Annotated in this window: 20 protein-coding genes and 1 tRNA gene; 5 read left to right on the top strand and 16 right to left on the bottom strand. The window is 45.8% G+C overall.

All coding sequences use genetic code 11. The annotated features are described in order from the left end of the window. Position 1: 1 nt before the first annotated feature. On the bottom strand, positions 2–886 hold the full coding sequence (locus tag ACVBJC_RS11180) for a radical SAM protein (protein WP_447160820.1): 885 nt from the start codon (positions 884–886) through the stop codon (positions 2–4). Positions 887–1,063: 177 nt separating this feature from the next. Between ACVBJC_RS11180 and ACVBJC_RS11185 the strand changes: the two genes are divergently transcribed. Further along, positions 1,064–1,309 (top strand): hypothetical protein, encoded by a 246-nt coding sequence (locus ACVBJC_RS11185; RefSeq protein ID WP_447160819.1) that lies wholly within the window; start codon positions 1,064–1,066, stop codon positions 1,307–1,309. A 59-nt stretch (positions 1,310–1,368) separates the two neighbouring features. Here ACVBJC_RS11185 and ACVBJC_RS11190 read toward each other — a convergent pair whose 3' ends face one another. Both ACVBJC_RS11190 and ACVBJC_RS11195 read right to left on the bottom strand, forming a co-directional pair. Next, positions 1,369–1,827 carry a GNAT family N-acetyltransferase gene (locus ACVBJC_RS11190; protein ID WP_447160818.1) on the bottom strand — a complete coding sequence of 153 codons (459 nt, stop codon included), beginning with the start codon at positions 1,825–1,827 and terminating at the stop codon, positions 1,369–1,371. Positions 1,828–1,966: 139 nt separating this feature from the next. Beyond that, positions 1,967–3,802, bottom strand: a complete 1,836-nt coding sequence (locus ACVBJC_RS11195; RefSeq protein WP_447160817.1) for a multiheme c-type cytochrome — start codon at positions 3,800–3,802, stop codon at positions 1,967–1,969. A 796-nt stretch (positions 3,803–4,598) separates the two neighbouring features. Between ACVBJC_RS11195 and ACVBJC_RS11200 the strand changes: the two genes are divergently transcribed. Beyond that, entirely contained in the window at positions 4,599–5,327 is a 729-nt protein-coding gene (locus ACVBJC_RS11200; protein ID WP_447160816.1) for a YebC/PmpR family DNA-binding transcriptional regulator, read from the top strand. Positions 5,328–5,444: 117 nt separating this feature from the next. Here the strand turns inward: ACVBJC_RS11200 and yedF are convergent, their stop codons facing one another. The 3 genes from yedF to fdhD all read right to left on the bottom strand — a co-directional run bounded on the left by yedF (position 5,445) and on the right by fdhD (position 8,166). Beyond that, positions 5,445–5,681: a sulfurtransferase-like selenium metabolism protein YedF gene (gene yedF / locus ACVBJC_RS11205; RefSeq protein ID WP_447160815.1), complete on the bottom strand. Its 237-nt coding sequence runs from the start codon at positions 5,679–5,681 to the stop codon at positions 5,445–5,447. 148 nt (positions 5,682–5,829) lie between these two features. Further along, positions 5,830–7,095 carry a selenium metabolism membrane protein YedE/FdhT gene (gene yedE, locus ACVBJC_RS11210; RefSeq protein WP_447160814.1) on the bottom strand — a complete coding sequence of 422 codons (1,266 nt, stop codon included), beginning with the start codon at positions 7,093–7,095 and terminating at the stop codon, positions 5,830–5,832. A gap of 207 nt (positions 7,096–7,302) precedes the next feature. Then, positions 7,303–8,166 (bottom strand): formate dehydrogenase accessory sulfurtransferase FdhD, encoded by an 864-nt coding sequence (gene fdhD / locus ACVBJC_RS11215; RefSeq protein WP_447160813.1) that lies wholly within the window; start codon positions 8,164–8,166, stop codon positions 7,303–7,305. Positions 8,167–8,451: 285 nt separating this feature from the next. Between fdhD and ACVBJC_RS11220 the strand changes: the two genes are divergently transcribed. Continuing rightward, a tRNA-Sec gene (locus tag ACVBJC_RS11220) sits at positions 8,452–8,546 on the top strand. Here ACVBJC_RS11220 and selB read toward each other — a convergent pair. The 10 genes from selB to zntR all read right to left on the bottom strand — a co-directional run bounded on the left by selB (position 8,524) and on the right by zntR (position 21,494). Next, complete coding sequence (gene selB, locus ACVBJC_RS11225) at positions 8,524–10,440, bottom strand: selenocysteine-specific translation elongation factor (protein ID WP_447160812.1); 1,917 nt, start codon at positions 10,438–10,440, stop codon at positions 8,524–8,526. The genes ACVBJC_RS11220 and selB overlap by 23 nt on opposite strands. Next, on the bottom strand, positions 10,437–11,963 hold the full coding sequence (selA, locus tag ACVBJC_RS11230; protein WP_447160811.1) for an L-seryl-tRNA(Sec) selenium transferase: 1,527 nt from the start codon (positions 11,961–11,963) through the stop codon (positions 10,437–10,439). The genes selB and selA overlap by 4 nt, the downstream gene beginning before the upstream one ends. A gap of 99 nt (positions 11,964–12,062) precedes the next feature. Then, positions 12,063–13,082 (bottom strand): formate dehydrogenase accessory protein FdhE, encoded by a 1,020-nt coding sequence (fdhE, locus tag ACVBJC_RS11235; RefSeq protein ID WP_447160810.1) that lies wholly within the window; start codon positions 13,080–13,082, stop codon positions 12,063–12,065. Positions 13,083–13,084: 2 nt separating this feature from the next. Further along, on the bottom strand, positions 13,085–13,729 hold the full coding sequence (locus ACVBJC_RS11240) for a formate dehydrogenase subunit gamma (RefSeq protein ID WP_447160809.1): 645 nt from the start codon (positions 13,727–13,729) through the stop codon (positions 13,085–13,087). A 5-nt stretch (positions 13,730–13,734) separates the two neighbouring features. After that, positions 13,735–14,637, bottom strand: coding sequence for a formate dehydrogenase subunit beta (fdxH, locus tag ACVBJC_RS11245; RefSeq protein WP_447160808.1), 903 nt, complete (start codon positions 14,635–14,637; stop codon positions 13,735–13,737). A gap of 2 nt (positions 14,638–14,639) precedes the next feature. Further along, positions 14,640–17,657 carry a formate dehydrogenase-N subunit alpha gene (gene fdnG, locus ACVBJC_RS11250; protein ID WP_447160807.1) on the bottom strand — a complete coding sequence of 1,006 codons (3,018 nt, stop codon included), beginning with the start codon at positions 17,655–17,657 and terminating at the stop codon, positions 14,640–14,642. Between the two features lie 755 nt (positions 17,658–18,412). After that, complete coding sequence (locus ACVBJC_RS11255; RefSeq protein WP_447160806.1) at positions 18,413–18,787, bottom strand: thiol-disulfide oxidoreductase DCC family protein; 375 nt, start codon at positions 18,785–18,787, stop codon at positions 18,413–18,415. Positions 18,788–18,877: 90 nt separating this feature from the next. Next, positions 18,878–19,534: a thiol:disulfide interchange protein DsbA/DsbL gene (locus tag ACVBJC_RS11260; protein ID WP_447160805.1), complete on the bottom strand. Its 657-nt coding sequence runs from the start codon at positions 19,532–19,534 to the stop codon at positions 18,878–18,880. Between the two features lie 155 nt (positions 19,535–19,689). After that, positions 19,690–20,988, bottom strand: a complete 1,299-nt coding sequence (locus tag ACVBJC_RS11265; RefSeq protein WP_447160804.1) for an SO_0444 family Cu/Zn efflux transporter — start codon at positions 20,986–20,988, stop codon at positions 19,690–19,692. Between the two features lie 29 nt (positions 20,989–21,017). Continuing rightward, a complete protein-coding gene (gene zntR / locus ACVBJC_RS11270; RefSeq protein WP_447160803.1) occupies positions 21,018–21,494 on the bottom strand; it encodes a Zn(2+)-responsive transcriptional regulator in 477 nt (158 codons plus the stop codon). 347 nt (positions 21,495–21,841) lie between these two features. On the opposite strand from zntR, the gene purH reads away from it, so the two are divergent. Beyond that, a complete protein-coding gene (gene purH / locus ACVBJC_RS11275; protein ID WP_447160802.1) occupies positions 21,842–23,431 on the top strand; it encodes a bifunctional phosphoribosylaminoimidazolecarboxamide formyltransferase/IMP cyclohydrolase in 1,590 nt (529 codons plus the stop codon). A 169-nt stretch (positions 23,432–23,600) separates the two neighbouring features. Beyond that, complete coding sequence (gene purD, locus ACVBJC_RS11280) at positions 23,601–24,902, top strand: phosphoribosylamine--glycine ligase (protein ID WP_447160801.1); 1,302 nt, start codon at positions 23,601–23,603, stop codon at positions 24,900–24,902. The last annotated feature ends 118 nt before the right edge of the window (positions 24,903–25,020 follow it).

Consider the following 25,020-nt stretch of genomic DNA (forward strand, 5'->3'; position numbering starts at 1 on the left):
CTTACAGCCCTCTTTGCCACTCTTGCCGTAACTGAATTCGCTCAGGAGTATTCATTGCGGCCGCAACTTGCTCCACCAATGCCTGTTTATCTTTGCCCAGCACACCTTTTAACACCAGGTAATTAGAAGCATGGTCTGACCGAAATACGGTCTTCTCTAGCTCAAGATGGCTCAATAGCGTATGCATCTCCTCAAACAATTGAGACTGGTTGGGTAACCGAAACTCACCATCAAAAGCCGCGTCCATCCTCTGTGTGCCTAAAGGCAATGTCACCACTAAGGTCGACAGATATTCTGGTTGTGCTGCGTTCATCAACTTAGCCGAATTCTCGGCGTGCTGCCTTGATAATTCAACACCACCTAAGCCATTTAAAATCATCACTGACGCTTTGATCCCCGCGGCTTTAATTTTCTGTAATGCCGCTAAGGAAGATGCAAAGGTTTCACCTTTATTGATCCTAGCCAGCACTTCATCATCACCACTCTCGCAGCCAATATAAAGCAAACTTAACCCAAGCTCTCTTAACCGTTGCAACTGTTCAGGGCTCTTATTATTGATATTACGAGGCAAACAGTAACTGCTTATTCGAGTCACATTCGGGAGATATTGTTTTATCAACAAACAGATGCTTTCGAGGCGTGCGAAGGGCAGTGTCATCGCATCACCATCGGCTAAGAAAACCCGAGAGATATGTGCTGATGAGTTAGCTACGGCAATAAGATCTTGCTCTATCTTGTCAGCCTTTTGCGCCCTAAAACGCTTCTGCGGCTCAGTGTACATATCGCAAAAACTACATTGATTCCAACTACAGCCATTGGTCACCTGTAAGATCAGCGACTTCCATTCTGATGGTGGACGAAATACAGGTTCAATATAGCTAAGCACTGCTAACTCCTTAATACGTTTGTTGTATAGATTTAAAAAGTTGACCAATTTTCACTAAAAAAAACAACTATTTTCTGAATAACCCCATGCCTAACTGCTTAAAAAACGGTTATATTAGACAGCCGTTGTATAATTAATATCTAGTGATATAAACACGCTAACTTATAGAGAGATATTATGCTAATTGCATTACATTCTAAAGAAAAGCGAGGGACTGCACTTGCTCATGATACTCATTGGGATACCATGAGCGCAGAGCAAAAGATTGCTCTGTATGATCTACATAAATTTGGCTTCAGGTTACTTTTTGTCCGTCATCTGTCTGCTGGGCCACTCGCGTTTATTATGCAAAACAAAACGCTTGCAGTGATCAGTAAAAATGGTGATGTCGACTACAAGCCAGAAGTAACGCTAAGAGCTTAAACCTGCTGCTCAATGATCAATAAAAAAGCGCACCTATGTGCGCTTTTCTGCATTTGAAATTAGTGTTTAAGCGTTAACAACATATCCAAATGTGGGATCCCATCTTCTAAATACATCTCAGAGACCGGCTCAAAACCTAAGTGTTGGTAAAAGCCTTTTAAGTGCTCTTGGCCGCCAAGCTGAATATTATGCTCAGGCCACTTCTTGCTCGAAATCGCAATCGCTTTTTGCATCAATGTATGCGCAATACCACCACCACGAGCAGCCTCAGCCACAATCACTCGACCAATACTCGCATCTGGATAACTCACGCCAGGCGCGAGCACTCGAGCATAGGCTTGAATAATGCCTTGCTCATTAACTCCTAAAAGATGCTGAGTCTGACTCAGGCGATCTTTATTATCGAGTTCAGGATAAGGGCAGTTTTGCTCTACCACAAATACGTCAACTCTGAGTTTTAACAAATCATACAATTCATTCAATGAAAGCTCAGAAAAAGATAAAGATTTCCAAAGCATAGGAAGCACTCCTAAACAACGCAATAGAGCAGCAGTCTAGCACTTCATCAGGATAAAAACAGAAATTAAAAAGGGCTCTGTATAAGAGCCCAAAAAAGATATGGGTTAGCTAATTGCAGGGAGCGCTAACCCTTACTTTTTATTCTTTGCGGTCAAATACGTGGTATTTTTCAATACCGTATGAACGACCTTCAGCATGGCAAGTTGCACAAGACTCTGACGTACCTTGGCTGTACCAGTCACCCTTAGTATCTACCGGAATATTGATTTCACCACCATTTGCCTTCATATGGTTCAGCGCCTGATCACTATCATGACAAGCATAGCAATTTGCCGTTACTGGACTTGATGCGACACCGGAAGTACCGCCGTTGAACGCTTTAGACAACATGTACTGGTTTGGCACCGCGTTAAGATCAATCCCCTCGGCATGACACGCCACACAGTTTTCAGCATTGAGCTTAGTGGCTGAGTTTGGCTCACCCGTTATCGCAGAGCTACCTTCGCCCCAATGCATACTGTGGACCATAGGACCAAAGCCTGGTGCTGAATTCTTAGAGCTACGGTCTTGACCATTGTTATGACACGCCACACAACCTAAGCCACCGTCGGCATAGCTGCCGTTTTTATGGTAGTTAGTTTCGTTGTTATGACAAGTGCTACAGCTTTCAACAGTAACGCTATGGCGACGCTCATATAACGTACCCGACATCATGTCAGAATAACCATGAAGTGTGACGCCATCATAACTAGCATCTGAGCCAAAGTTAAAGGTGATACGTGAGCTGGCCATTAATTCAGGGAATGTTGCATCCAAGCTAGCAAAACAGATCGACGCAGTCCCGTTAGCATCGTACGTTGTAGTGCTCGTTCTCGCTGCGCGGCCAACAATTGATGCATTATCATAGCCGTGTAAATAAGCCCCTAAATAAGAGACAGTGCCATCAGCCTGCAACGTTTCTAGATTTAGCTGTTCTTCACCTTTAAATAAAGCGATATCAGTACAATAGCCACCATCAGCAGCCATATAAGGCGCTGAAACTGTTGCAGCATGCTCATCACGTACCAGAGCTTTTTCCGCAACTTTCTTATGGAATAAACGCACATCATCAGACTCACTAAAGCCACTATACGTCATCGCAACGGCCGCCGTGCCGACACCAGCAGCATCGTGACAGTCGGTACAAGTACTCATGCTATTAACCTTAGTTATAGGCTCAGCATGACAGGTATAGCAATTGGCTGGTTCGAAATCTTTTTCAAATTTCTGGTGATTGATATGACCAATCTTTTGCATTGAGTTACGCGCATAACCACCGTCATCACGCACCACATTGCCGTGGCACACCATACAACCCGCGACTAAGTCAGTTTCACCGTCAGTGTTAATTGCGGTGTAGCTTGGATGCTTTAAGTTAGATGCGGCGTAATCGACGTGACAACCATGACAGGTTGCCGTTGATGTGGTGTGTAGGCCTTCTGACTTATCAACCACGATATAATTTGACTTAGCAATATTCTCACCGCCACCAACAGCGATACGAATGATGCCTTCTGTACCAGCGTTGACTGCTGGCATAGGCGCTAAAAACTCATAACGGCCATCTTCAGTCATGGTCAAGCTCGCACCTTCGGTAGCCTCATTAGCGCTGCCACCTACGATTGTCCCCTCAAAATCGGGGCGACTCCGTGCGATGCCTTTATCGGTCAAAGCCGCCACTTCAGCGCTCACTTTTTCAAGCCCACTTACCAGTAAGCCTTCTTCGTTGGTCACTTCAAACTCAAAGCGTACTGCGCCCTCTTCAAGCGTATAGCCAAGCATTGCAACATTAGTGGCTTCAGTAACCTCGACAACCGGTGGTAGAGGACTGGTGCCATCTTCACCATCATTACCGTCTTTACCATCGCTACAGGCAGCTAGACCGAAAGCGGTGGCAACGATTAACGCCACACTGCATTTATTAAATTTTTTCATCATCACTCCATAATTTTTATTAAGTCGTGATCTTTTACTCCCCCGCAAATACCTTATTAGTAGTAACAGCTTATTTTTGTGACTAATTTCTCAACAACCTATTTATTACGAGGTAGAGTTCACATAAATAAACACACATAAATAATACGCTAATTATTTAATGTTCAATTAATTACACCACAACAAGCACTTAAAAATAAAATACAGTTAAAACAATAACTAACAAATCAAAATCGGTATAAAACTTGATGAAAAAATAACAGACAGAAGTAATGAATTTAATAATTAATTAATCGAGTGGCATACTGTAAAGCAATGTTCAAAATAATAATGATAAACATTTAAAATAATAGATTGTCAGTTTAAGTTAAATAACCGATTAACATCGCGCAATACAAACGCAATTAAAATAAAAATACAATGCAAGCACAATACAAAAACTTAAACACAACCCTGACAACAGCTGTAATCGAAGCCTCATATTAACTGGGCATATTTACCGGCATCAATAACACTCAAAAGGGAGAGGGACAGTGAGAAAAAAATGAACAGACTGCATACTAGCCATGTTCATAAAGTAACGTATAAACGCACTTCCCCCCCCCACGAATGAGTGCCCGAAAGAACAAAGCAAACAACAGGAAACACTAGGCCGGTGGTCTTTAGTACTCTTAGTTACTGCTATTAAACAAAATTAATCGCTGCGTTTAGCATTTTTAAAGGCCTGCGGCTGATTTATTTCGATAAAGCTGCTAACATTGCTGGCAATTTTTTAAGCTTAGTGAGAAAGATCAAGATGGGCAGAGCATACCAAAACAAGAAAGAATCCATGGCGAAAACCGCTGGGCAAAAAACCAGAATCTATTCTCGATACGGGAAAGAGCTGTACGTTTGCGCCAAGAATGGTGGTTTCGATCCTGACGGCAACCTTGCGCTTCGCACCATGATTGCCAAAGCAAAGAAAGACCAAGTACCTGCACACGTTATTGAGCGTGCTATTGAAAAAGCCCGTGGCGGCGGTGGTGAAGATTATGAAACTGCACGCTATGAAGGTTTTGGTCCTGGCGGTTGCATGGTTATTGCCGACTGCTTAACTGATAACGTTAAGCGTACTTTCACTGAAGTTCGCCAAGCATTCGTTAAAAATGATGCTAAGCTCGGCGGCCCTGGTACTGTTGGTCATATGTTCGATCATCAAGCGGTATTCGTATTCGCCGGTGATGACGAAGATGCCATCCTTGAAATGCTAATGATGGCTGACGTTGATGTATCTGACGTAGAGTTAGAAGATGGCATGATCAGCGTATACGCGCCGCATACAGAATTCTTCAAAGTGAAAACAGCATTAGCTGCTGAGCTACCAGAAGACACTGACTATGTTATGGAAGAAATTACTTTCTTACCACAGACAATGACTGCTATTACTGATGCAGAAGAGATTGAGCAGTTCGAAAAGTTCCTTGCTGCCCTTGAAGATTGTGATGACGTACAGAACGTCTACCACAATGCAGAATTACCGAACTAGTTCAGGTTAGCTAAATACGCTTCAATGCTCACTCGCTAATGATGATTGACATAAAATAAGCAAAAGAAAAGGCACTCTATGAGTGCCTTTTTTATTGCCAGAATCAACGCTGACTGCTTACTTCTTAAGCAAAAAGCGTAACATCACGCCTTGCTGGCTGATATCTAACACTTCATAGCCGTGGTTCTTGGCGTCGTTAGGAATATTGTTGATTGACTGCGAGCAGTCGGTAATCACTTCTAACACTTCACCCGACTTGAGTGACGCCATAGCTTCAAGAGTAGCAACGGCTGGGTAAGGACAAGGCTCACCATAAATTTCTAAATTGTAATCAGGTACGATAGATGCTGGCATAATATGCTCCTCAGCAAAGGGGCGGCTCAAGTCAGCTTGCGCCGCATATAAAGTAAATCAATTCATTCCTTGAGAGTTGATAGCTAATAGTTACTCGCTCTCAATAACGACAGGTAACTGCTGCCCTACCAACTCCTATCAAGGCTTGTTAGCTTTGAATCGTTGGTGCTACTGGCACTGCTGCTACTGGCGCAGAGGCTAGCTCTGCAAGCTTTGCTGCAACGGCTTGTTGCTGACGCTTTTGCTTTTTAAAGAAGTGTTGTTCCCACATTAAAATCAGCACAAACGACAAGCCCAAAAGCAAGTAAGTCACACCTAAGCCACCTAATGGACCAAATACATCGAGCAGGTTCACTTTATCCCAACTCGTTGCTAACGGAGCCGCTAAGCTATCCCAGTAATAAGCCAGAATCGTTGCGCCAATAATATTACCAATACCGACCCACCAAAAGTGCACTTGGCCTTCAAGTGCTCGGTACATCCAACCGGTTTCACAACCGCCCGCGATCACAATACCAATACCAAACAGCAAGCCACCAATGACCGCATTCGGGCCGGCCCATAATGTTTTAGGTGTCATGCCTAGCTGCACATAGCTATAAATGCCGATAACGCTGACTGCCATACCTAAAATAATCGCCTTAGCCATATGAGTACGACCGGTGATCCACATGTCTCTAAATGCTGAGGTAAAGCAGATCTGCGCACGCTCAATCAATAGACCAAACATCATGCCCATAAACATGGCAATACCAAGCTTAGTCGAGCTTTGCATCACATAAAGCGACAAGCCAATCATAGCCGCAAATACCAGCCAACCTAGGCGAAAACGGTTTTGTACTTGATTCGGATTTGGCTTAGCAATTTTCTTCAAACTGCCCGACTTTAGCCTGGCAGTTGATCGGAAAAACGGTAGCAAAGTGATCTTAGCGCCGATATAAGTACCTGCAGCGGCAGCAAAAGCAAAGATCCAGGCATGCAAAGTAAACTGCGGAATCCCCGTAAAGAAGGCCGCCAAATTACAGCCCATCGCCAAACGCGCACCAAAGCCTGCGATCATACCGCCCACTAATGCCTGCGCAATACGCTTTTTAGAGCTAGGCATACGCAACTTTAGGTTATTTGCCCACAGCACCGCAGCCATACAACCGCCAAACATACCAATAATCATCACACCGCCAACGCGATCAAGTGGTGTGCCTTGTAAGCCGATGATTTGAAAGTATTGCCATGACTCTGGCTCAGCACCAAACCACTGCAATATATGCCCACCCCAGCGAGTAAACTCACCGGTAACCGCCCAAAGTGAGCCTGTTAGGCCAAAAAAGTAAGTCGACAATATACCCGCTGCAATAACGGCGGCAAAAGGCGACCAGAATTTAATAAAAAACTGATTTTTAAACGTTAACCACATATTTAAAATTTACCAACTAACATGAAGATGAAATAAAACACTTAATTTAAGCACTTGATCCAAAAGCTTAAATTAAGCACTTAAAATCAGCCTTAAATCCTTTGTATAACTAATAAAACCAAGTTATTAATTAAGCAACTAAAATTAAGGCTAAAATTTGAAACACGCACTGAACACTGAACACTAAACGCTGAGTAAAAAGCTTAACTAGATCACAGCTAAGTTATTATTTTCAACATTACTTAGTGTTTTATCACATAAATACAACCTTTCAGGATGGGTATATATTGTCACTCTATTTTCACGGCAAAACCCAACCAAAGTAATATTCGATCTGTTTGCGATATCAATCGCTAACGAAGTTGCTGAAGAAATTGCAAATATAATACTAATATTTGCAATAGCTGCTTTTTGCACCATTTCAAAACTGGCTCGACTGGTTAATAACAACGCCGAATGACGAGTCAGAGGATCACAGCTGATATGACCGATTAATTTATCTAGCGCGACATGACGCCCCACATCTTCGAAGCAGCACATAATATCACCTTCTGCCGACAAGGTGGCAGCAGCATGTGTGGCACCGGTCAAATTAAATGCTTTTTGATGCTTATGCAGATTAGATAATGCCAATTTTAAGCTGTTTAGGTTGAATTTTTCAGTGCCTGTGACTTTTACGGTCGGTTTCACCGTTTGTTCTATCTGCTCGACACCGCAAAGGCCGCACCCTGTGCGGCCGGCAAGACTGCGGCGATGCTGTTTTAACTGCATAAAGCAGCGCTGAGAAACCTCAATATGCACCAACACCCCAGTGGCAATGGCTTCAATCTCAATCGAACGGATATCACGTACGCTTTCAATAATTGATTCTGACAAGCTAAAGCCAATGGCGAACTCTTTTAATGCCGTTGGACAGGCCATCATTACGACATGAGAAATACCATTATAAATCAGCGCGACTCTGACCTCTTTCGCTACCGTTTCGATTAATGACTGCTCTCTATCATTACGAAAACATGTTACTGCTGTCTGCTCGGTAATATTATTTAAGCCACACACAAGTTCCGTCATATATCTGTTCCATTTCTTCTGCTAAATAATGTCCCATCTAGCGATCTGAATATCGATAAATGGATAGAGGTAAATAGGACTCACACTTAGTCAATATATAAGTCGATTAATATCGTTTAAAATTTAAAGCCCACCGTCACAGCACTCTATGTGCCTGGTAAATAATGTCCCACTCATCATGATTAATATCGATAAATGCAATGTAGACTCACAATTAATAAAGTTAGCCTGCCACTGATATTGTCTAGCTAAAAACAATTACTTATTATTCGCCGCAAGTGATACGGAAGAACGTCGTTTCCGGTGAAACGTCTGGATTTCAAATCCAGGTGGGGCTGCCAGCAGTCCCGGGTAGGTTCAACTCCTATGTTCTTCCGCCAAATCACTTGCGATAAAAATACTGCTATCGCGTATCACTCTCGAATTATCTTTCTTCTTGCGCCACGTTAATCCACTACGGTCATAAAACTCTAAAAGCTGAATACTGGCTTTGCGGCCTAATTTGATAATCGAATTGAAATCGGCAGTCTTTAGCTCACCAGCCATATCGATCTGTTTGCGGATCACATCGGCATAGAAATACAGACTTTCGGTGAGCATAAAGCGGTCTTTAATAATCGCCGACAGATACCCTAACTGGATGAGCTTACGGCACAGCGTGCGAACGACAGTCAGCTCAAGATTTAACGCTTGAGCTAAGTCTGATGACCATAACGGGCTGTTGGCACTAAGCAGTTGCTGCTTTATCTGCGACCACAGCTGCTGATCAGCATCCGACAGTGCTAGGTTATGCCGTGGCAGATGCAATAAGCCGCGCGTGCTTTGCAGCTGCTTTTGCTCTCTGAGCCCATCGGTTAGTTTCAACAATACAGGCAGTGGATATTGGTTATGAGTCATGCGCTGTAGGCGATTAATACTCAAACCTAATAGCTCAGGCGATTGCTGATGATAATTAGCGATAAGTGCCAGTAGTTGCGCTTCAATCTGCTGAAGCAATCCGCTTGATAACAGATAACCACCGAGACTAATCACCTGCTCATCAGCCAAACAAGGTGTTTGTTCAGTCAACTGATTCGCCCACATAAAAGCGGACTTTGCTACGCAGTGGTGGTTTATTTGCACCTGCAAACTCGCCGTTAGCGAGCCGCACAGCTTAAGGCTTTCTAAATAAGCTAAACGCTCAACGCTACGCTTGGCACGGGTTGGCGGGTTAATATCTAACACCCGCAGCGCACCTAAGGTGGTTTTAGCGGCGCTGTCGCGCACTATAATGCGATCTTGCTCGACACAACCTAGTGGCTGCTCACATTGCAGCTCAACCAAGGCACTGCCGTCTGCCAGGTTTTGCAGTAAGCCTAAGCGCGCGGTAGTGTGGCGATTACCAAGATGCACTTGCACGCTTTGCCAGTGCTTAAATGGCAAGCAAGACTCAAATACGCCACAAATCACTTTTGGCGCTTCATTAGCAGCAACACTAGGTGCTAACGCGGTAAGCCAGTCGCCGCGCTCTGCGCCGCGGTGTTGATCTACGCCGGTAAGGTTCAGTGCCACTCGCTGACAATGCTGCGCGCTATCGCTCACCAGCCCTTGGCTATGTAAGGTTCTCACTTTTACCGGCTTTCGCTGGCCAGATAAATACAGGCTTTGCCCCTGGCTAACTTGGCCACTAATCACAGTACCGGTGACCACAAGACCTGCACCTTTTACGCTAAAGGCTCTGTCGATTGCCATACGAAAACAGGCTTGCTCTCGAGTCTGTTTTAGCTTTGCCATTTGCATTTCAGCAAGCTGGGTAATCGCATCGCTTAAATCACTAATACCAAAGCCGGTTTGCGCCGATACTACATAGATATCACTTTGTCTTTGATGTGTTGCCAGTAGCTCACTGACCTCAAGCTTGACCATCTCGGCCCGTTCACTATCAACTTTATCCTGCTTGGTGAGTACCACGATTAAGTGTTCAAGATTAAGCAGTTGTAAAATGGCTAAATGCTCGTGAGTTTGTGGCATCACGCCATCATCACAAGCGATGATCAGCAGCGCATGCTTAGCGCAGCTCACTCCGGCGAGCATGGTATTGATAAACTTGCTGTGGCCCGGCACATCAACAAACGCCAGGCGTTCACCACCTGCGAGATCCATAAAGGCATAACCCAGTTCGATAGTCATGCCGCGCTGTTTTTCTTCTGGTAAGCGGTCGGCATCAGTGCCAGTTAGCGCTTGAATGAGGCTAGTTTTGCCGTGATCCACATGACCTGCAGTAACAATAATCATGACGCTGTCTCCACGCTAGCTGCAGACGTTTGACTAGGCTCTTGCGCTGCGGCGAGCTCTCGCTCACCGACGATCTTTTGCTCAAAGCTGAGTAGGCTTGTTGTCAGGACGTCAATAAGCTGGCTGTCACTATCAGTGCCACGCAAATCTAGCCACAATTGATTGGCCGTAATACGACCGATAATAGGGGTACTTGTGGCTTTAAATAGCTTATCCAGTTGCAACACACTTAGTGTGCTGTATTTTTTTGCTGTCGCAGGATTAACAGAGAAACACAGTGCGATGGACTCCAGTAGAACGTCTGGCTGCGAACCGCTGCCCACTTGGGTTTGGCAAGATTTGATTGTCACATCAAACAAGCTGATATTGACGTTACCAGCTAACTGCTGCTGAAGCTTTTGTGCAAGCCGTTCAAGTTCAACCAAAGGACGAGACAGTTTTCTAAAGATAGGTAACTGGGTATCTAGCGCTTCGGGATTGCGGTACTGCATCAAGGTCGCCTCGAGTGCAGCCAAGGTCATTTTATCGCAGCGCAGTGCACGCTTTAATGGATGCGCTTGCAGCTTAGCGATTAGCTCTACGTCGCCAACGACTAAGCCAGCTTGCGGGCCACCCAGCAGCTTATCGCCAGAAAAACTCACTAGATTGACGCCATCTTTTAGCATCTGCTGCGGCATTGGCTCTTTTGATAAACCAAAGCGCGATAGATCTGTCAGTGCGCCACTGCCAAGATCGGAAATTAATGCGATGCCGCGTTCTTTACACAGTGCAGCTAATTCAGCTTCTTCGGTAACTTTAGTAAAACCACTAATATGATAATTACTGGTGTGCACCTTCATAATTGCCGCGGTGTTTTCAGTAATCGCGGCGGCGTAATCTTTAAGATGAGTGCGGTTCGTGCAGCCCACTTCCACCAGCTTACAACCCGCCTGGGCCATAATATCGGGAATACGAAACGCGCCGCCAATCTCCACCAGCTCACCGCGCGATACAATCACCTCTTTACCGGCGGCGGTCGCGGCCAACATCAATAAAACCGCGGCAGCGTTGTTATTAACGATACAGCAACTGTCTGCGCCCGTTAGCTCATGGATAAGTGCTGATATTGCGCTGTCACGATGGCCGCGCTTACCTTGGCCCATATCAAATTCAAGTGGCACCGGGCTGCGCATCACTTGGGTGACCGCGTTAATCGCTGCTTCACACATCTGCGAGCGGCCAAGGTTAGTGTGCAATATGGTGCCAGTTAGGTTAATCACAGGGGTCATGCTTTGGCGCTGCGCGCGAGTAATACGACAAACGAGCTCTTCGGCAATCAGGCTTACGTCCAAACACCAGCTTGGCAAGCTTTGCTGCAGTGCAATTTGCTGCCGCGCATCTTTAAGCATTTGTGCCAGCAAGGACTTAATCCAGGGTTTGCCCTGCTGCTCGATAAAACCTATCACTTGAGGTATCAGTAGCAAGCTGTCCATTGCGGGCAAACAACGGTAGAGGGCTTGGGTTGAGTTGATAGCTTGAGTCATAGGTCTTCGTCTGATTGTCTGTTTATAGAAATGAGTTAATTGAACTAGCCAAATAAAAGAGCCGCACCGAAATGCGGCTCTTGATTGGCTTATGTGGTACTAGTGGATGTCGCCAACCTTTTGCTGTTGATGTGGCTGAGGCTGAGGCTCTTCATCAAGCAGAGGCTTTTCACTTGGCTGAAGCTCTTTATCAAGCTGAGGCTCTTGCTCATGAGCCAGCAGCAACGGGTTTACCGTGGTTACACTGTATCCTTGCTCAACCAAGTGGCTATCCATCATCAATGTCGCCAAATCGTCTGCCGCAACCTCAAGTCTTGGGTTGATGTCGGTAAAGAACATCTTGGTGTACCCCTGACAGGTGTCGCAGCTTTCTACCCGAATAGCGGCATTAGTTTCGGTTTCAGCCCACAAGAACACGCCCTTGCTTTCGCCGCATGATGTGCACTCGGCGCGCACTTCATGCCACTGTGTTTCACACAAACTGCAATGTAAGTAGCGCAGGCCAACACGTGGTTCTTCCTTGATCACGCTACCCACAGGGTGGCTGCCACACACAGGGCATAAGCGTTTATGTGCCTCCGCCTCATCAGCCAAAGCCTGTGCAACATCCACCGCCCAATGTGACCAGTACACTGACAGCGCCGCCCAAATAAACAGGCTGTACTGCGCAGGGACTTGTGCAAAATGTCCGCCAAGCATCGACTGGGCGTAACCTTGCAATACCTCCCCTTCAGCCTTAGCGAGTTCCTTTAGCACCCCATGTAACTCAGTACTGACTTTGGGCATTAGCTCACCAATTAGCTCCAGCAATACCGACTGCCAATAATTGCCCCACTCAAAATGCTGCTGCGCCATCGGCTGGTTTTGACTTAGATCTAACTTTGGCTGAGGGCCAAAGCAGCTACTTGCCGCATCACCGTAAAGTGCCGCTACCTTTTGTTGCGCGCCAACTAACTGCTCGAGTAAGCCAAAGTATTCTGTTAATCCAGAACCTTCGGCAAGCTCTGCGAGTCGCTTGGCTCTAAATTGATAAACGGCCTGTGGATCTGCTGCGATCACGGTTTTAATATCCAGTGACTGGCCGGGGATCTTTTCAGCGTCGAGTATTGCTGTGCTCATAATTAGTGTTTTTCCTGCTTATTAGTCTTTAATTCAGGATCGTTTAGCATGTTAGGGTGATGCTTCTTGCACCAAGCTCGCGACACATAGCCGTACAACATGCCAGCAACTGATCCTTCCACCCACGTCGCCATCCAAAAATGCACAATCACAAAGATCAACATGATCAGTGCAGATACTGCATGAATCAAAATGGCCCACTCAATGGCGCTTGATTCAAAATAAGGGGCAAAGTAAGGCTGCCACATCATGATGCCGGTAATCGTCAATGCGATTGAGGTCACCACAAAGGTACGAAACAGCACTTTTTGACCCGGGTTGTAATGGCCGATAGCGGGGATCTTGTCCTCGTTTTCGAACATCACATCCTTAATGGCTAACATCCATTTCAGGTCATTCTTTTCCCACTTGTTATGATGGTAATAGCGAACTAGCATCACCATTAACGGCAGACACATCATCAAGCCGGCAATGGGGTGAACAAAGCGCGCCATTTGCGGCGAGCCAGCAATCGACCCCAACCATTGAAATGATGGGAAGAAGAAAGCAAAGCCGGTTAGGAATGTCACCAAACCTGTTGCAACCACAAACCAGTGACAGATGCGGTCGAACAACTTATGACGCAAAATCATATTCTGCTTATGCATGAGCGTTACTCCTTATCTGACTTATCTGAGTGAGTGTGGTCAAACTGTGCTGGCTCGTCCTCTTCAACGAGGTTACGACCCACAGTGATACGGTGTAAGCAAGCAACTGCAACTGTTGCCATGATCCCCGCCGCACCTAATGGCTTAACCACGTCTTGCCATAACTTAACTGGCACACTCGTTTTTGGATCGGCTGGTAGGCCGTAATTTTGTGGTTGATTGATATCATGCAGAATCATCATCATGCCTGTACCACCCACACCTTCTGGGTTGTATAAGCCGGCATTAACATAGCCGCGCTTATGCAGCTCTTTAATCCGCAAATCAGCAATAAATAGCATGTCTTCACGGGTACCGTATTTCAGCGCGCCAGTGATACAAGACTTCACACAGGCAGGCTCTTGGCCCACTTGTAGACGGTCTGAACACATGGTGCACTTGTAGGCTTTTTGATCCACAGGGTCGAGTCTTGGTACATCGAACGGACAAGCCACTACGCAGTAACCACAACCGATACACTTATCAGAATCAAAATCGACAATGCCGTTAGCATGCTGAACAATGGCACCTTTAGTTGAACAAGCCGTTAAACATGCGGGGTCATCACAGTGCATACAGGCGCTATGAGTGAAGTTCCAACGTAGCTTATTGTCCTGTTCAATTTCGTTATACTTCATCAGTGTCCAACACTCTGAAGACAAGTCCATTGGGTTCTGGTAAGAACCTTGGAAGCTACCCACAGGTGCTCTAAGGTCGTTCCATTCAGAACACGAAACCTGACACGCTTTACAACCGTTACACTTAGTGGCGTCGAATAACTTTGCCACTTTGCTTAACTTACGTCGTACCTGCGCTGCAGGGGTGAGCTCTGATGTACCAGAGCTTAAAATAATATCTTGAGCAGACATGATTAAACTCCCTCAGCCTTAGCGATATCCACAAGGAATGCTTTAAATTCAGGCACCTGTGTATTCGCATCGCCCACTTCAGTGGTCAGTACATTACAGCTATAACTTCGGCGCGTAAGACCGTTATGACCGCCATGACGCGGTAAGCCAACCGTATGTACCATCTGGCCGTGAACCTTAAGTGGTTGTAGACGCTTAGTGACTAACGCTTTAGTTAACAAACTGCCACGCTTAGAGCTCACCTTGACCCAATCACCATTAGCAATGCCTTTCTTCTCTGCAAGAATTTCATCGAGTTCAACGAAAGTTTCAGGCATAGAGATAGCCGCTAAACGACAGTGGATCGTCCAAAAGTTAAAGTGTTCTGTTAATGAGTACGTGGTGCACACATAAGGGAACTCCGTATGCGAACCTAAAGTCTCGGCCACGCCCGGCAGCATCCGCACCGCAGGGTTGCTGATCACATTCGGGTGCAATGGGTTAGTACCGATAGGCGACTCCATTGGCTCGTAATGCTCAGGGAATGGTCCTTCGGCTAATAATTTTAACGCGAAGAAACGCCCCACCCCTTCTGGCTGCATAATAAATGGATGCGCCGACTCTTTTGGCGGTAACTTCATGTTGAAGTCGCCTTGGTCGATGCCATGCCATTTACCATTAGTCCACTCAACGATGACGCGCTTTGGATCCCAAGGCTTACCATCAACGTCACACGATGCGCGGTTATAAAGCACGCGGCGATTTGACGGCCAAGAGAATGCCCAACCCGGCGTAATCCCTTTACCTGAGGTATCAGAGTTGTCACGGCGCGCCATCATGTTGCCGGCTTCAGTCCAGCAACCTGAGTAGATCCAGCAGCCACAAGCCGTACTACCGTCATCTTTTAACTGGCTAAAGCTATCAAGCTGTTTGCCGGTTTTAAGATCGATACCGTTAAGCTCTTTTGCCACTTCTTCGCCATGTGGGAAGTGTGGATTATGGTAACCCCAGTTAACGGCTTCAATCGGCTCAGGCAGTACACCACCTTCAGCTTTATAAAGCTCACGTAGCTTCATTAAAATGCCAGATAAAATCTCAGCATCTGGCTTAGATTCCCCTGGTGGGTTTGCGCCCTTCCAATGCCACTGCATCCAGCGACCGGAGTTAACGATACAACCTTCTTCTTCAGCAAAGAGTGTTGTCGGTAGACGGAACACTTCAGTTTGAATGTCGCTTGGCTGCACGTCGTTGAACTCACCTGCTTTTTGCCAGAATACCGAAGTCTCAGTCGCTAACGGATCCATCACCACCATGTACTTAAGCTTGCATAATGCCGCTAAGGTCTTGTTACGGTTCGGCATAGAGTTAATCGCGTTAACCCCTTGAATGAAGTAACCGTTAACTTGGCCGTGGTACATCATGTCGATGTGTTTAGTAAAGTCGTACTGAATATCCCACTTAGGTAACCAGTCATAGCCAAAGCTATTGGCCGCCGTGGCGTTCTCACCCCAGAAACTCTTCATCTGCGAGATAAAGAACTTTGGATAGTTAGACCAGTAGTTAGTTTGGCCTGGACGCAGCGCCTTAGGCGTATAGTTATCTAGGTATGTCGCTAAATCTGTATCGTTATCATTTGGCAGTTTCAAGTAACCAGGTAGGTTCTGGCATAGCAGCCCCATATCGGTTGCGCCCTGCACGTTTGAGTGACCACGCAGTGCGTTAACACCACCACCCAATACGCCGATATTACCCAGTAGCAACTGCACTAATGCCATAGAACGGATGTTCTGCGCGCCTTTAGTGTGATGGGTCCAGCCCAACGCATACATAAAGGTCGCCGCCTTGTCATGAACGTGCGTGCTACCAATTAAGGCACACACTTTTTCATAATCTTCAACTGGCGTGCCGGTAATATTGCTTACGGTTTCAAAGTCGTAACGGTCAATGTGATGCTTTAATAAGTTCCACACGCAACGTGGGTGCTCATATGTTTCATCGACTTTGGCATAACCATCTTCATCTAATTCGTAGTACCAAGAATCCTTGTCGTAAGTGCGACTCTTGTCATCAAAACCACTAAATAGGCCTTCATTGAATTCGAAATCTTCGCGAATAATGTAGCTAGCGTTGGTGTACGCTTTGACATACTCGTAGTTAACTTGTTTAGTCTCAATGAGGTATCGACTTAGACCTAAAAGGAATGCGATATCAGTACCACTACGAAGTGGTGCATAGCAGTCAGCTAATGCTGCACTGCGATTAAAGCGTGGATCCACAACCACCAATTTGGCGTTATTGTGTTCCATAGCTTCTGTAACCCAACCGAAACCGACAGGATGTGCTTCAGCGGCATTACCGCCCATGATCACCACGACATTAGCGTTCTTAATATCGATCCAGTGGTTGGTCATGGCACCGCGCCCAAATGTTGGAGCAAGACTTGCTACCGTTGGGGAGTGTCAGTTACGCGCAATAGTATCGATGGCCACTAGGCCAAGAGAACGAGCAAACTTGTGAGTAATAAAACCACCTTCATTTGGCTGTGCAGATGAAGTCATCATGCCGGTACTCAACCAACGGTTTACTGTGGTGCCATCGCTATTTTTTTCAATAAAGTTTTCATCGCGGTCGTCTTTCATCAAGCGCGCGATACGGCTAAATGCCTCATTCCAACTAATGCGTTTCCACTCGTTAGAGCCTGGCTCACGCACTTCAGGAAAATGGTTACGGTTAGGGCTATTTACATAGTCGACTAGACCGGCACCTTTAGGACACAATGCGCCGCGGTTAACCGGATGGTCAGCGTCGCCTTCAATGTGGAAAATCGCTTTTTCAGCGTTTTTACCGTTGCTACCATGGCTGTACATCAACAAGCCACAACCCACAGAGCAATAACAGCAGTTATTGCGGGTTTCTTTTGCTTTCAACAACTTATACTCACGAGGCGCAGCCATCGCAGTGCCGGGCATTAATCCCAACGCTGATATTGCCGATGTGGTCGCTCCGCAGGCACACAGTTTAAAAAACTGTCGTCTGTCCATATCACCCTCACACAATTAGTATTTTCTACTCAGGCCAATAATCTCATCTCGGCGCTGTAGTTTGTTTTTTGTCATTTATCTGTCCTGCTAAGCTGCGCTTGCTTTAGCTAGCGGTAACCTAAACAGAGACTCTTTAATGCAAATTGATTATCCCCAAAGTCAGCTATACGGACAATTAATAACACACGACAAAGATCACAATAAAAAGCCAACAGAATAAAACTGATAAAAATAGAAAGAAAAAAGAATTAAATTCCACCCAAACGAAAGCAAGGAGGCAAATACGGAGCAAAACACCAAACAGTTAGCAATATGAAGAAAGGGACAACTTGACGCATCAAGCAGGGACACTATGTCTCACCCGTAAGTAATGGTAATGATTAAATTAGGTACTTGAAAAATATATGCTTTCACACGCAATCAACCCTACAGCAAGCTTAGCGTCAAGAAATGAGGCTTTTTGGAAACATAAAGTTTAAAAATTGTTTATTTGGCCATTAATGACCACACGGGAGAACGAGACAATATGGCGCAAGAGTCATGCCCCTTTCATGAATACAGGCAAGCAAATATCTTAAAAATAGGCTGATTTGCCGTTGCAGTGTTTGAGACCCTAGATAAATAATATGAGCGAAGTACGCCTAATCGCACTTAAATTGAGTGGGTTGGCGCCCTTGCCATCGCGGTCATCGCTCAAAATGGAAGCGATTTAGCCTTGCTGTCCGCCATTGTCAGGTAATAACCAAGAGGTGAAATTAACGCAAGTTACAGGAGTTTTTTTTACCAAAGAGTCGATATCGATATTTAGCCAGCAGATTGTAACTGCCTTCGCGAATGGGTTTAGGAAAAAAGCGAAGATACCTCAGTAATACAGCCATGCCAGTGAGCGAGTTAGCGATTTCAATCACCGCGTCACTGCGTAAATAATAGCGCCCCTGCTTAATAAGAATCACGCTGTCTAATGCAAGGTGACTAAGTTGATACTGAGCTAACAGTGCTTGACCTTGTATTGATTGTAAAGCCACAAAATTAAAGTGCTCCTCAGGATCATGGCGCCGAACAAACTGTACTGCGCCATCACATAAATTACAGACCCCATCAAAGATAATTGTCGCCTTTACTTCAGCCATAATGTGCCTAGCCACTAAAATAAGCTGTGGCTAAGCACAACGCTGCACTGACTAAGCATCTCTCCACCCCTCCATCATAGTGATACCTTATTAACGATTAGCTAAGCTTGCCTTTTCGAGTCCAACTAAATAACTGGCGATATCCATCACCTGCTCGGCCGAATTTGCCGACTCATTGAGAATGATATAACGGCCATTAACCAAGATAGTGGGTGTGCCTTGAATTTCTGCCGATGACATCAGCTGCATAGCATGCTTAAGCTTTGACACGATATCAGCCGAATAGAGCTTGCCGATAAACTCTTGCTCCGATAATCCATAACCATTTAAAAAATCAGCTAACTTAGCTTGCTGCTCAGCAAGGCTTTTCACTTCACGCAGTCCAATGATTTGATTAAACAGTGCAGCATGCACCTGCTGCTTATTTTGCATCTGCTCGGCAATAAAGAAGACTTTTGCATGTAGCTTCATCGCTTCATTCCACACCGCTGGCGATTGCACTAAAGTGACACCATCGGCCATACTTTCTTCCCAATCATGCAGGGGTTTTTCGAACAATTCACAGTGAGGGCAGCCATACCAAAAAAATTCGGTTACCGAGATATTATCGCTGCTTGCAGGAATAGGGGTCGCCAATTCGCGGTAGTGCACACCTTCAACATAGTGACCGTCACTATCTAGGCTTGATGGCTCTGAGCAAGCAACAAGGGTCATACTGAGCAGCAGTATGGTGAGGATTTTGTTCATGGCAGTTCCTTTTATTCATGTGGCTCATTGTCTCGAAAGCTGTAACCAAACTTTAGCTTATTACAACAGCTTAGTACGACCTAAAAACAAAAAGGCACTCTAATGAGTGCCTTTACCTTATCAAACAATTCCCTGCAAAGATTGTTTATAGCAATTTATGAGCAGCAGTCTCGACGCCACCAGTTTTTAGGTAGCTTATCTAAAAATACCTTAGCCATCAGTATCGCGAGTACCACACCCGAGGTATAGACGATACCAGCCGGCAATAGCTCATGCTGCTCACCAATTTGTGGCATTACCACAAAACCGAACGTCTCAACTAAATAGTTAACTAAAATACCCGATACTAAGGCGACGCCTAGGACTCCGCCCAAATAGCCATAAAGCGCACGCTTTCCTAACTCTTTTGTGACCACGCCTAAAGTAGCAATATTGGTTGCAGGGCCTGCCAACATAAACACCAACACAGCACCAGGTGAAACCCCCGCTAAGAGCAGTCCTGCCGCGATAGGGGTTGAGGCCGTGGCGCAGATATACATAGGCACAGAAATAAGCACCATCACTAGCATGGCAAGAATGCCGTCGCCCCACTTTGCCATAAAGTCAGCAGGCACGTAGGTTTGCACCAGTGCCGCAAAGAACAAACCAATCAACAACCAAACCGTGGTGTCTCGAACTAGATCTGTCGCGGCGTAATGCAGACCTTTACCAATACGGCCAATAACAGAGGTGCCCTTTAATTCTGTCGCCACATCTCTGGTCGATTCACAGCAGCTCTCGACTTCAGCACTAGCCTGTTCATAGCTAGAAGTGTCCGTTTTTTTACTGCTACAACATGATGATGTAGCTTCCACTACTGGGGCTTTTTTACTTGAGCAGCACGAGCCTTTCTCAGCTTTCGCTTCAATTTTTGGCTCAGCTTTTTTGCTACTACAGCATGAAGCTACTGGCGCAACTTGCTCCTCAGCTTTTTTACTGCTGCAGCATGAGCTTACTTGCTCTGCTTTGGTTTGTTTAGCTTCGCCACTAATATTAGCATTAGCAACGGGTTTACCATCATCGTCATCACGGCCCACCAATAAGCCTGCAACGATAGCACTAATCACCGCCGCAATAGGTCTGACTATCGCCATAAATGGACCCAGTAATACATAAGATACGGTGACTGAATCCACGCCAGTTTCAGGCGTTGATACTAAGAATGAAGTGGTTGCGGCTTTCGATGCACCGCTACGACGTAGACCAACGGCTGCGGGAATAACACCACAAGAACACAAGGGTAGAGGCGCGCCCAATACCGCTGCTTTTACCACAGTTTTAAAACCGTGGCCGCCAAGCTGCTTTTGCATCCAGGCCATAGGAACGAACATTTTCAACATGCCCGCTAGCACTAAGCCTAATAATAGCCATGGCGCAGATTCTAGAAACAACTCAATAAAGTTTTCAAATAACATAACGACTTCTCACGTGTATTCTGAGTATTTTATTTATTAGTACAGTGCTTAGTGAACCCACGTTCACCATGACTATGCTGATTATTTTCACAGCGAATGCTGTCGGTATTCGATTCTAATGCTTCGAGTATTGAGCAATGTTCAGCGCTTTCAGGGCCACCACAACAGGCTTGGGACAATCGTTGTAGCGACAATTGAAAATGGTTTAACTCGGCAATTTTCGCTTCAACATTAGCCAGTTTGTCATCCACTAATCCCTTCACATCGGCGCAAGCCCAATTGGACTTATCTAACTCAATCGAGAGCAGTTCGGTGATCTCGGCTAACGTAAACCCCACCGCTTTGGCGCGTAAAATAAAGCGTAATCGCTCTGCATCGGCTTCGGTATAGATCCGGTAACCAGAGTCGGTGCGCGATGATGGCGACAAAAGACCATGTTTTTCATAAAAACGTAAGGTATCTGTTTTGACTTCGCACAATTGTGCAAGCTCACCAATTCGATACATGCCTAGCTCCAGTTCCGTTTTAAATTTAATCTCAACATCAAAAGATAAAAAGCAAAAATAGCCCGCTTAAACCTTTTGATTTTGTCGAGTATAAACCTTGGAGTTGTATCCAAGGTCAAGACTTATTCTGCGCTTTAAAAAACACTAAAGCTTGTTCTGCTGAACGTATTGTGAAATCGCGCAGAAAAAAACACTGTCGAGTGTAAATTTACGTTAAAATATGCGCGCCGTGACGAGGGGTAAAAAATATTGAGGGACTTTTGGAAAGCAGTGTAGGCCACAAAGGCGCGAGACTGTTCTGTTTTCCGAAAGATCCTTAAAAATAACTACTGGACCCTGTACCTACAATGAATAATGCCAGACCTATTCGTCGCGCGCTGTTAAGCGTTTCAGATAAAACCGGAATCTTAGAGTTTGCACAAGCGCTGCATGCTCAAGGTGTTGAGCTACTTTCTACAGGTGGCACCGCACGCCTGTTGGCTGATAATGGTGTGCCAGTCATTGAAGTATCTGACTATACTGGTCACCCAGAGATCATGGATGGCCGCGTTAAAACCCTGCACCCTAAAGTGCATGGCGGCATTTTAGCGCGTCGCGGTATCGACGAAATCGTAATGGAACAAAACAACATCAAGCCAATCGATTTGGTTGCGGTTAACTTGTACCCATTTGCAGCGACTGTTGCGGCAGAAGGCTGCACCTTAGCTGACGCTATCGAGAACATCGATATTGGCGGCCCAACCATGGTTCGCTCTACAGCTAAAAACCACAAAGACACTACCATTATCGTTAACGCTAACGACTACGGCCGCGTGATTGCCGAGATGCAAGCGAACGAAGGTAGCACCACACTTGAAACTCGTTTTGACCTAGCGATTGCCGCGTTTGAGCATACTGCCGCGTACGATGGCATGATAGCTAACTACTTCGGTACTAAAGTGCCTGCGCACAGCAAAGATGAGTGTCACGAAGATTCTAAGTTCCCACGCACTTACAACACCCAGTTAGTAAAAAAGCAGGACCTGCGCTATGGCGAAAACAGCCATCAAACAGCCGCTTTCTACGTTGATACTAATCTCGATGAAGCCTCTGTTGCCACTGCAGTTCAACTGCAAGGTAAAGCACTTTCATACAACAACATCGCCGATACAGACTCCGCACTTGAGTGCGTAAAAGAGTTCGATGAGCCAGCATGTGTGATTGTTAAGCACGCTAACCCTTGTGGCGTTGCTATTGGTGAAAATCTACTAGAAGCCTACAACCGAGCATTCCAAACTGACCCAACCTCAGCCTTTGGTGGCATCATCGCCTTTAACGGCGAGCTAGATGCAGCAACAGCAAGTGCGATTGTTGAGCGTCAATTTGTCGAAGTCATCATTGCGCCTAAAGTCAGCCAGGCTGCACGTGACGTTATTGCAGCTAAAGCTAATGTGCGTTTACTTGAGTGTGGACAGTGGACAAGCAAAACCACCAGTCTAGACTATAAGCGCGTTAATGGCGGCTTACTGCTGCAAGACCGTGACCAAGGCATGGTAGATTTGGATGACGTTAAAGTCGTTTCTAAACGTCAGCCAACCGCTAGCGAAATGAAAGACTTAATGTTCTGCTGGAAAGTGGCTAAGTTTGTAAAATCAAACGCGATTGTCTACGCAAAAAACAGCATGACTATCGGTGTCGGAGCTGGCCAAATGAGCCGCGTATACAGTGCTAAAGTTGCTGGTATCAAAGCCGCTGACGAAGGCCTAGAAGTGCAAAACTCAGTAATGGCATCAGATGCATTTTTCCCATTCCGTGATGGTATTGATGCTGCAGCAGAAGCTGGCATCAGCTGTATCATCCAGCCAGGTGGGTCTATCCGCGATGAAGAGATCATTGCAGCAGCTGACGAGCACGGCATGGCAATGGTATTTACCGGTATGCGTCACTTCCGTCATTAATTGGTTTGCGCGAATAAAGGGCTTTATTCGCGCATTAACAAAATTAATATTTAACGTTTAGAGCAAGCCATTTTTTCTAGGTCAAAGAAAGCACGCGCAGCGTATGCCAATACGTGAGCATGCTTGATGCAGAGATAGGAAGAATGGCGCAGCTATAAAAGGTAAAGATATGAAAGTATTGATTATAGGTGGCGGCGGTCGCGAACATGCATTGGCATGGAAGGCTGCACAATCGACGCAAGTTGAAACGGTATTTGTAGCGCCGGGTAATGCAGGTACTGCATTAGAGCCAAAGCTTGAAAACGTAGCGATTAATGTTGAAGAGATCTCGGCATTAGTTGCCTTCGCCACAGAGCAAAAAGTAGCTATCACAATAGTGGGCCCAGAAGTGCCATTAGCACTTGGGGTGGTTGATGCCTTCAATGAAGCAGGCTTGCCAATCTTCGGCCCAACCAAAGGGGCTGCGCAGCTTGAATCTTCTAAAGCCTTCACTAAAGACTTCTTGGCTCGCCACAATATTCCTACAGCGGCCTACTCAAACTTTACTGAGATAAAACCAGCTAAAGCCTATGTTAAGCAAGTAACAGCCCTGACTGGTTTCCCGATTGTCATTAAGGCTGATGGCCTAGCGGCGGGTAAAGGCGTTATCATTGCGGCAGATCAAAGCGAAGCTGATGCAGCAATCGAAGATATGCTAGCGGGCAACAAGTTTGGCGAAGCGGGCTCACGGGTTGTGGTTGAAGAGTTCTTAAAAGGCGAAGAAGCCAGCTTCATCGTCATGGTGGATGGTAAGAACATTCTTGCTATGGCCAGCAGCCAAGACCATAAAGCACGTGACAATGGTGACCATGGGCCAAACACTGGCGGCATGGGGGCATATTCACCAGCCCCCGTTGTGACTCAAGCGGTTCACGATTGGACTATCGAGAATGTAATTCGCCCAACCGTTGATGGCATGGCGGATGAAGGTAATATTTACACTGGTTTCTTATACGCAGGCCTGATGATTTCTCCAGATGGCAGCGCAAAAGTACTTGAGTACAACTGCCGCTTTGGCGATCCAGAAACCCAACCGATTATGATGCGTTTGAAATCTGACTTAGTTGAGCTTTGTTTAGCATCAACTCGCGGCGAGCTTGATCAAGTCACTGCCGAGTTTGATTCACGCGCAGCTGTGGGTGTGGTGATGGCGGCAGGTGGCTATCCAGACGCTTACCGCAAGCATGACGTGATTGAAGGGCTAACCTTAGGTAACAATAATGCAAAAGTTTTCCATGCTGGAACGAGTATGGAAAATGGTCACGTAGTCACTAACGGCGGCCGCGTATTGTGTGCTACCGCACTGGGCAACACGGTTACCGAAGCACAGCAAGATGCTTACAACTTAGTTGAGTCTATCCATTGGGATGACGTTTACTTCCGCACAGATATTGCTTACCGCGCAATAGCTCGTGAAAATAGCGAAAGCTAAGTAACTCTATTCTCTTGTAGAACAGATATTGCTTACCGAGTAATTCTATTCTCTTGTAGAACAGACATTGCTTACCGAGTAATAGCCCGTAAAAATGGCGAAGGCTTATTAGCCATCT

The organism is Shewanella sp. 0m-6 (genome assembly GCF_052977325.1).

Excerpts from the sequence above, each read along its gene's own strand:
- ACVBJC_RS11185 (WP_447160819.1), top strand. The coding sequence starts at position 1,064 with ATGCTAATTGCATTACATTCTAAAGAAAAGCGAGGGACTGCACTTGCT.
- ACVBJC_RS11190 (WP_447160818.1), bottom strand. The coding sequence starts at position 1,827 with ATGCTTTGGAAATCTTTATCTTTTTCTGAGCTTTCATTGAATGAATTG.
- ACVBJC_RS11195 (WP_447160817.1), bottom strand. The coding sequence starts at position 3,802 with ATGAAAAAATTTAATAAATGCAGTGTGGCGTTAATCGTTGCCACCGCT.
- ACVBJC_RS11200 (WP_447160816.1), top strand. The coding sequence starts at position 4,599 with ATGGGCAGAGCATACCAAAACAAGAAAGAATCCATGGCGAAAACCGCT.
- yedF (WP_447160815.1), bottom strand. The coding sequence starts at position 5,681 with ATGCCAGCATCTATCGTACCTGATTACAATTTAGAAATTTATGGTGAG.
- yedE (WP_447160814.1), bottom strand. The coding sequence starts at position 7,095 with ATGTGGTTAACGTTTAAAAATCAGTTTTTTATTAAATTCTGGTCGCCT.
- fdhD (WP_447160813.1), bottom strand. The coding sequence starts at position 8,166 with ATGACGGAACTTGTGTGTGGCTTAAATAATATTACCGAGCAGACAGCA.
- selB (WP_447160812.1), bottom strand. The coding sequence starts at position 10,440 with ATGATTATTGTTACTGCAGGTCATGTGGATCACGGCAAAACTAGCCTC.
- selA (WP_447160811.1), bottom strand. The coding sequence starts at position 11,963 with ATGACTCAAGCTATCAACTCAACCCAAGCCCTCTACCGTTGTTTGCCC.
- fdhE (WP_447160810.1), bottom strand. The coding sequence starts at position 13,082 with ATGAGCACAGCAATACTCGACGCTGAAAAGATCCCCGGCCAGTCACTG.
- ACVBJC_RS11240 (WP_447160809.1), bottom strand. The coding sequence starts at position 13,729 with ATGCATAAGCAGAATATGATTTTGCGTCATAAGTTGTTCGACCGCATC.
- fdxH (WP_447160808.1), bottom strand. The coding sequence starts at position 14,637 with ATGTCTGCTCAAGATATTATTTTAAGCTCTGGTACATCAGAGCTCACC.
- ACVBJC_RS11255 (WP_447160806.1), bottom strand. The coding sequence starts at position 18,787 with ATGGCTGAAGTAAAGGCGACAATTATCTTTGATGGGGTCTGTAATTTA.
- ACVBJC_RS11260 (WP_447160805.1), bottom strand. The coding sequence starts at position 19,534 with ATGAACAAAATCCTCACCATACTGCTGCTCAGTATGACCCTTGTTGCT.
- ACVBJC_RS11265 (WP_447160804.1), bottom strand. The coding sequence starts at position 20,988 with ATGTTATTTGAAAACTTTATTGAGTTGTTTCTAGAATCTGCGCCATGG.
- zntR (WP_447160803.1), bottom strand. The coding sequence starts at position 21,494 with ATGTATCGAATTGGTGAGCTTGCACAATTGTGCGAAGTCAAAACAGAT.
- purH (WP_447160802.1), top strand. The coding sequence starts at position 21,842 with ATGAATAATGCCAGACCTATTCGTCGCGCGCTGTTAAGCGTTTCAGAT.
- purD (WP_447160801.1), top strand. The coding sequence starts at position 23,601 with ATGAAAGTATTGATTATAGGTGGCGGCGGTCGCGAACATGCATTGGCA.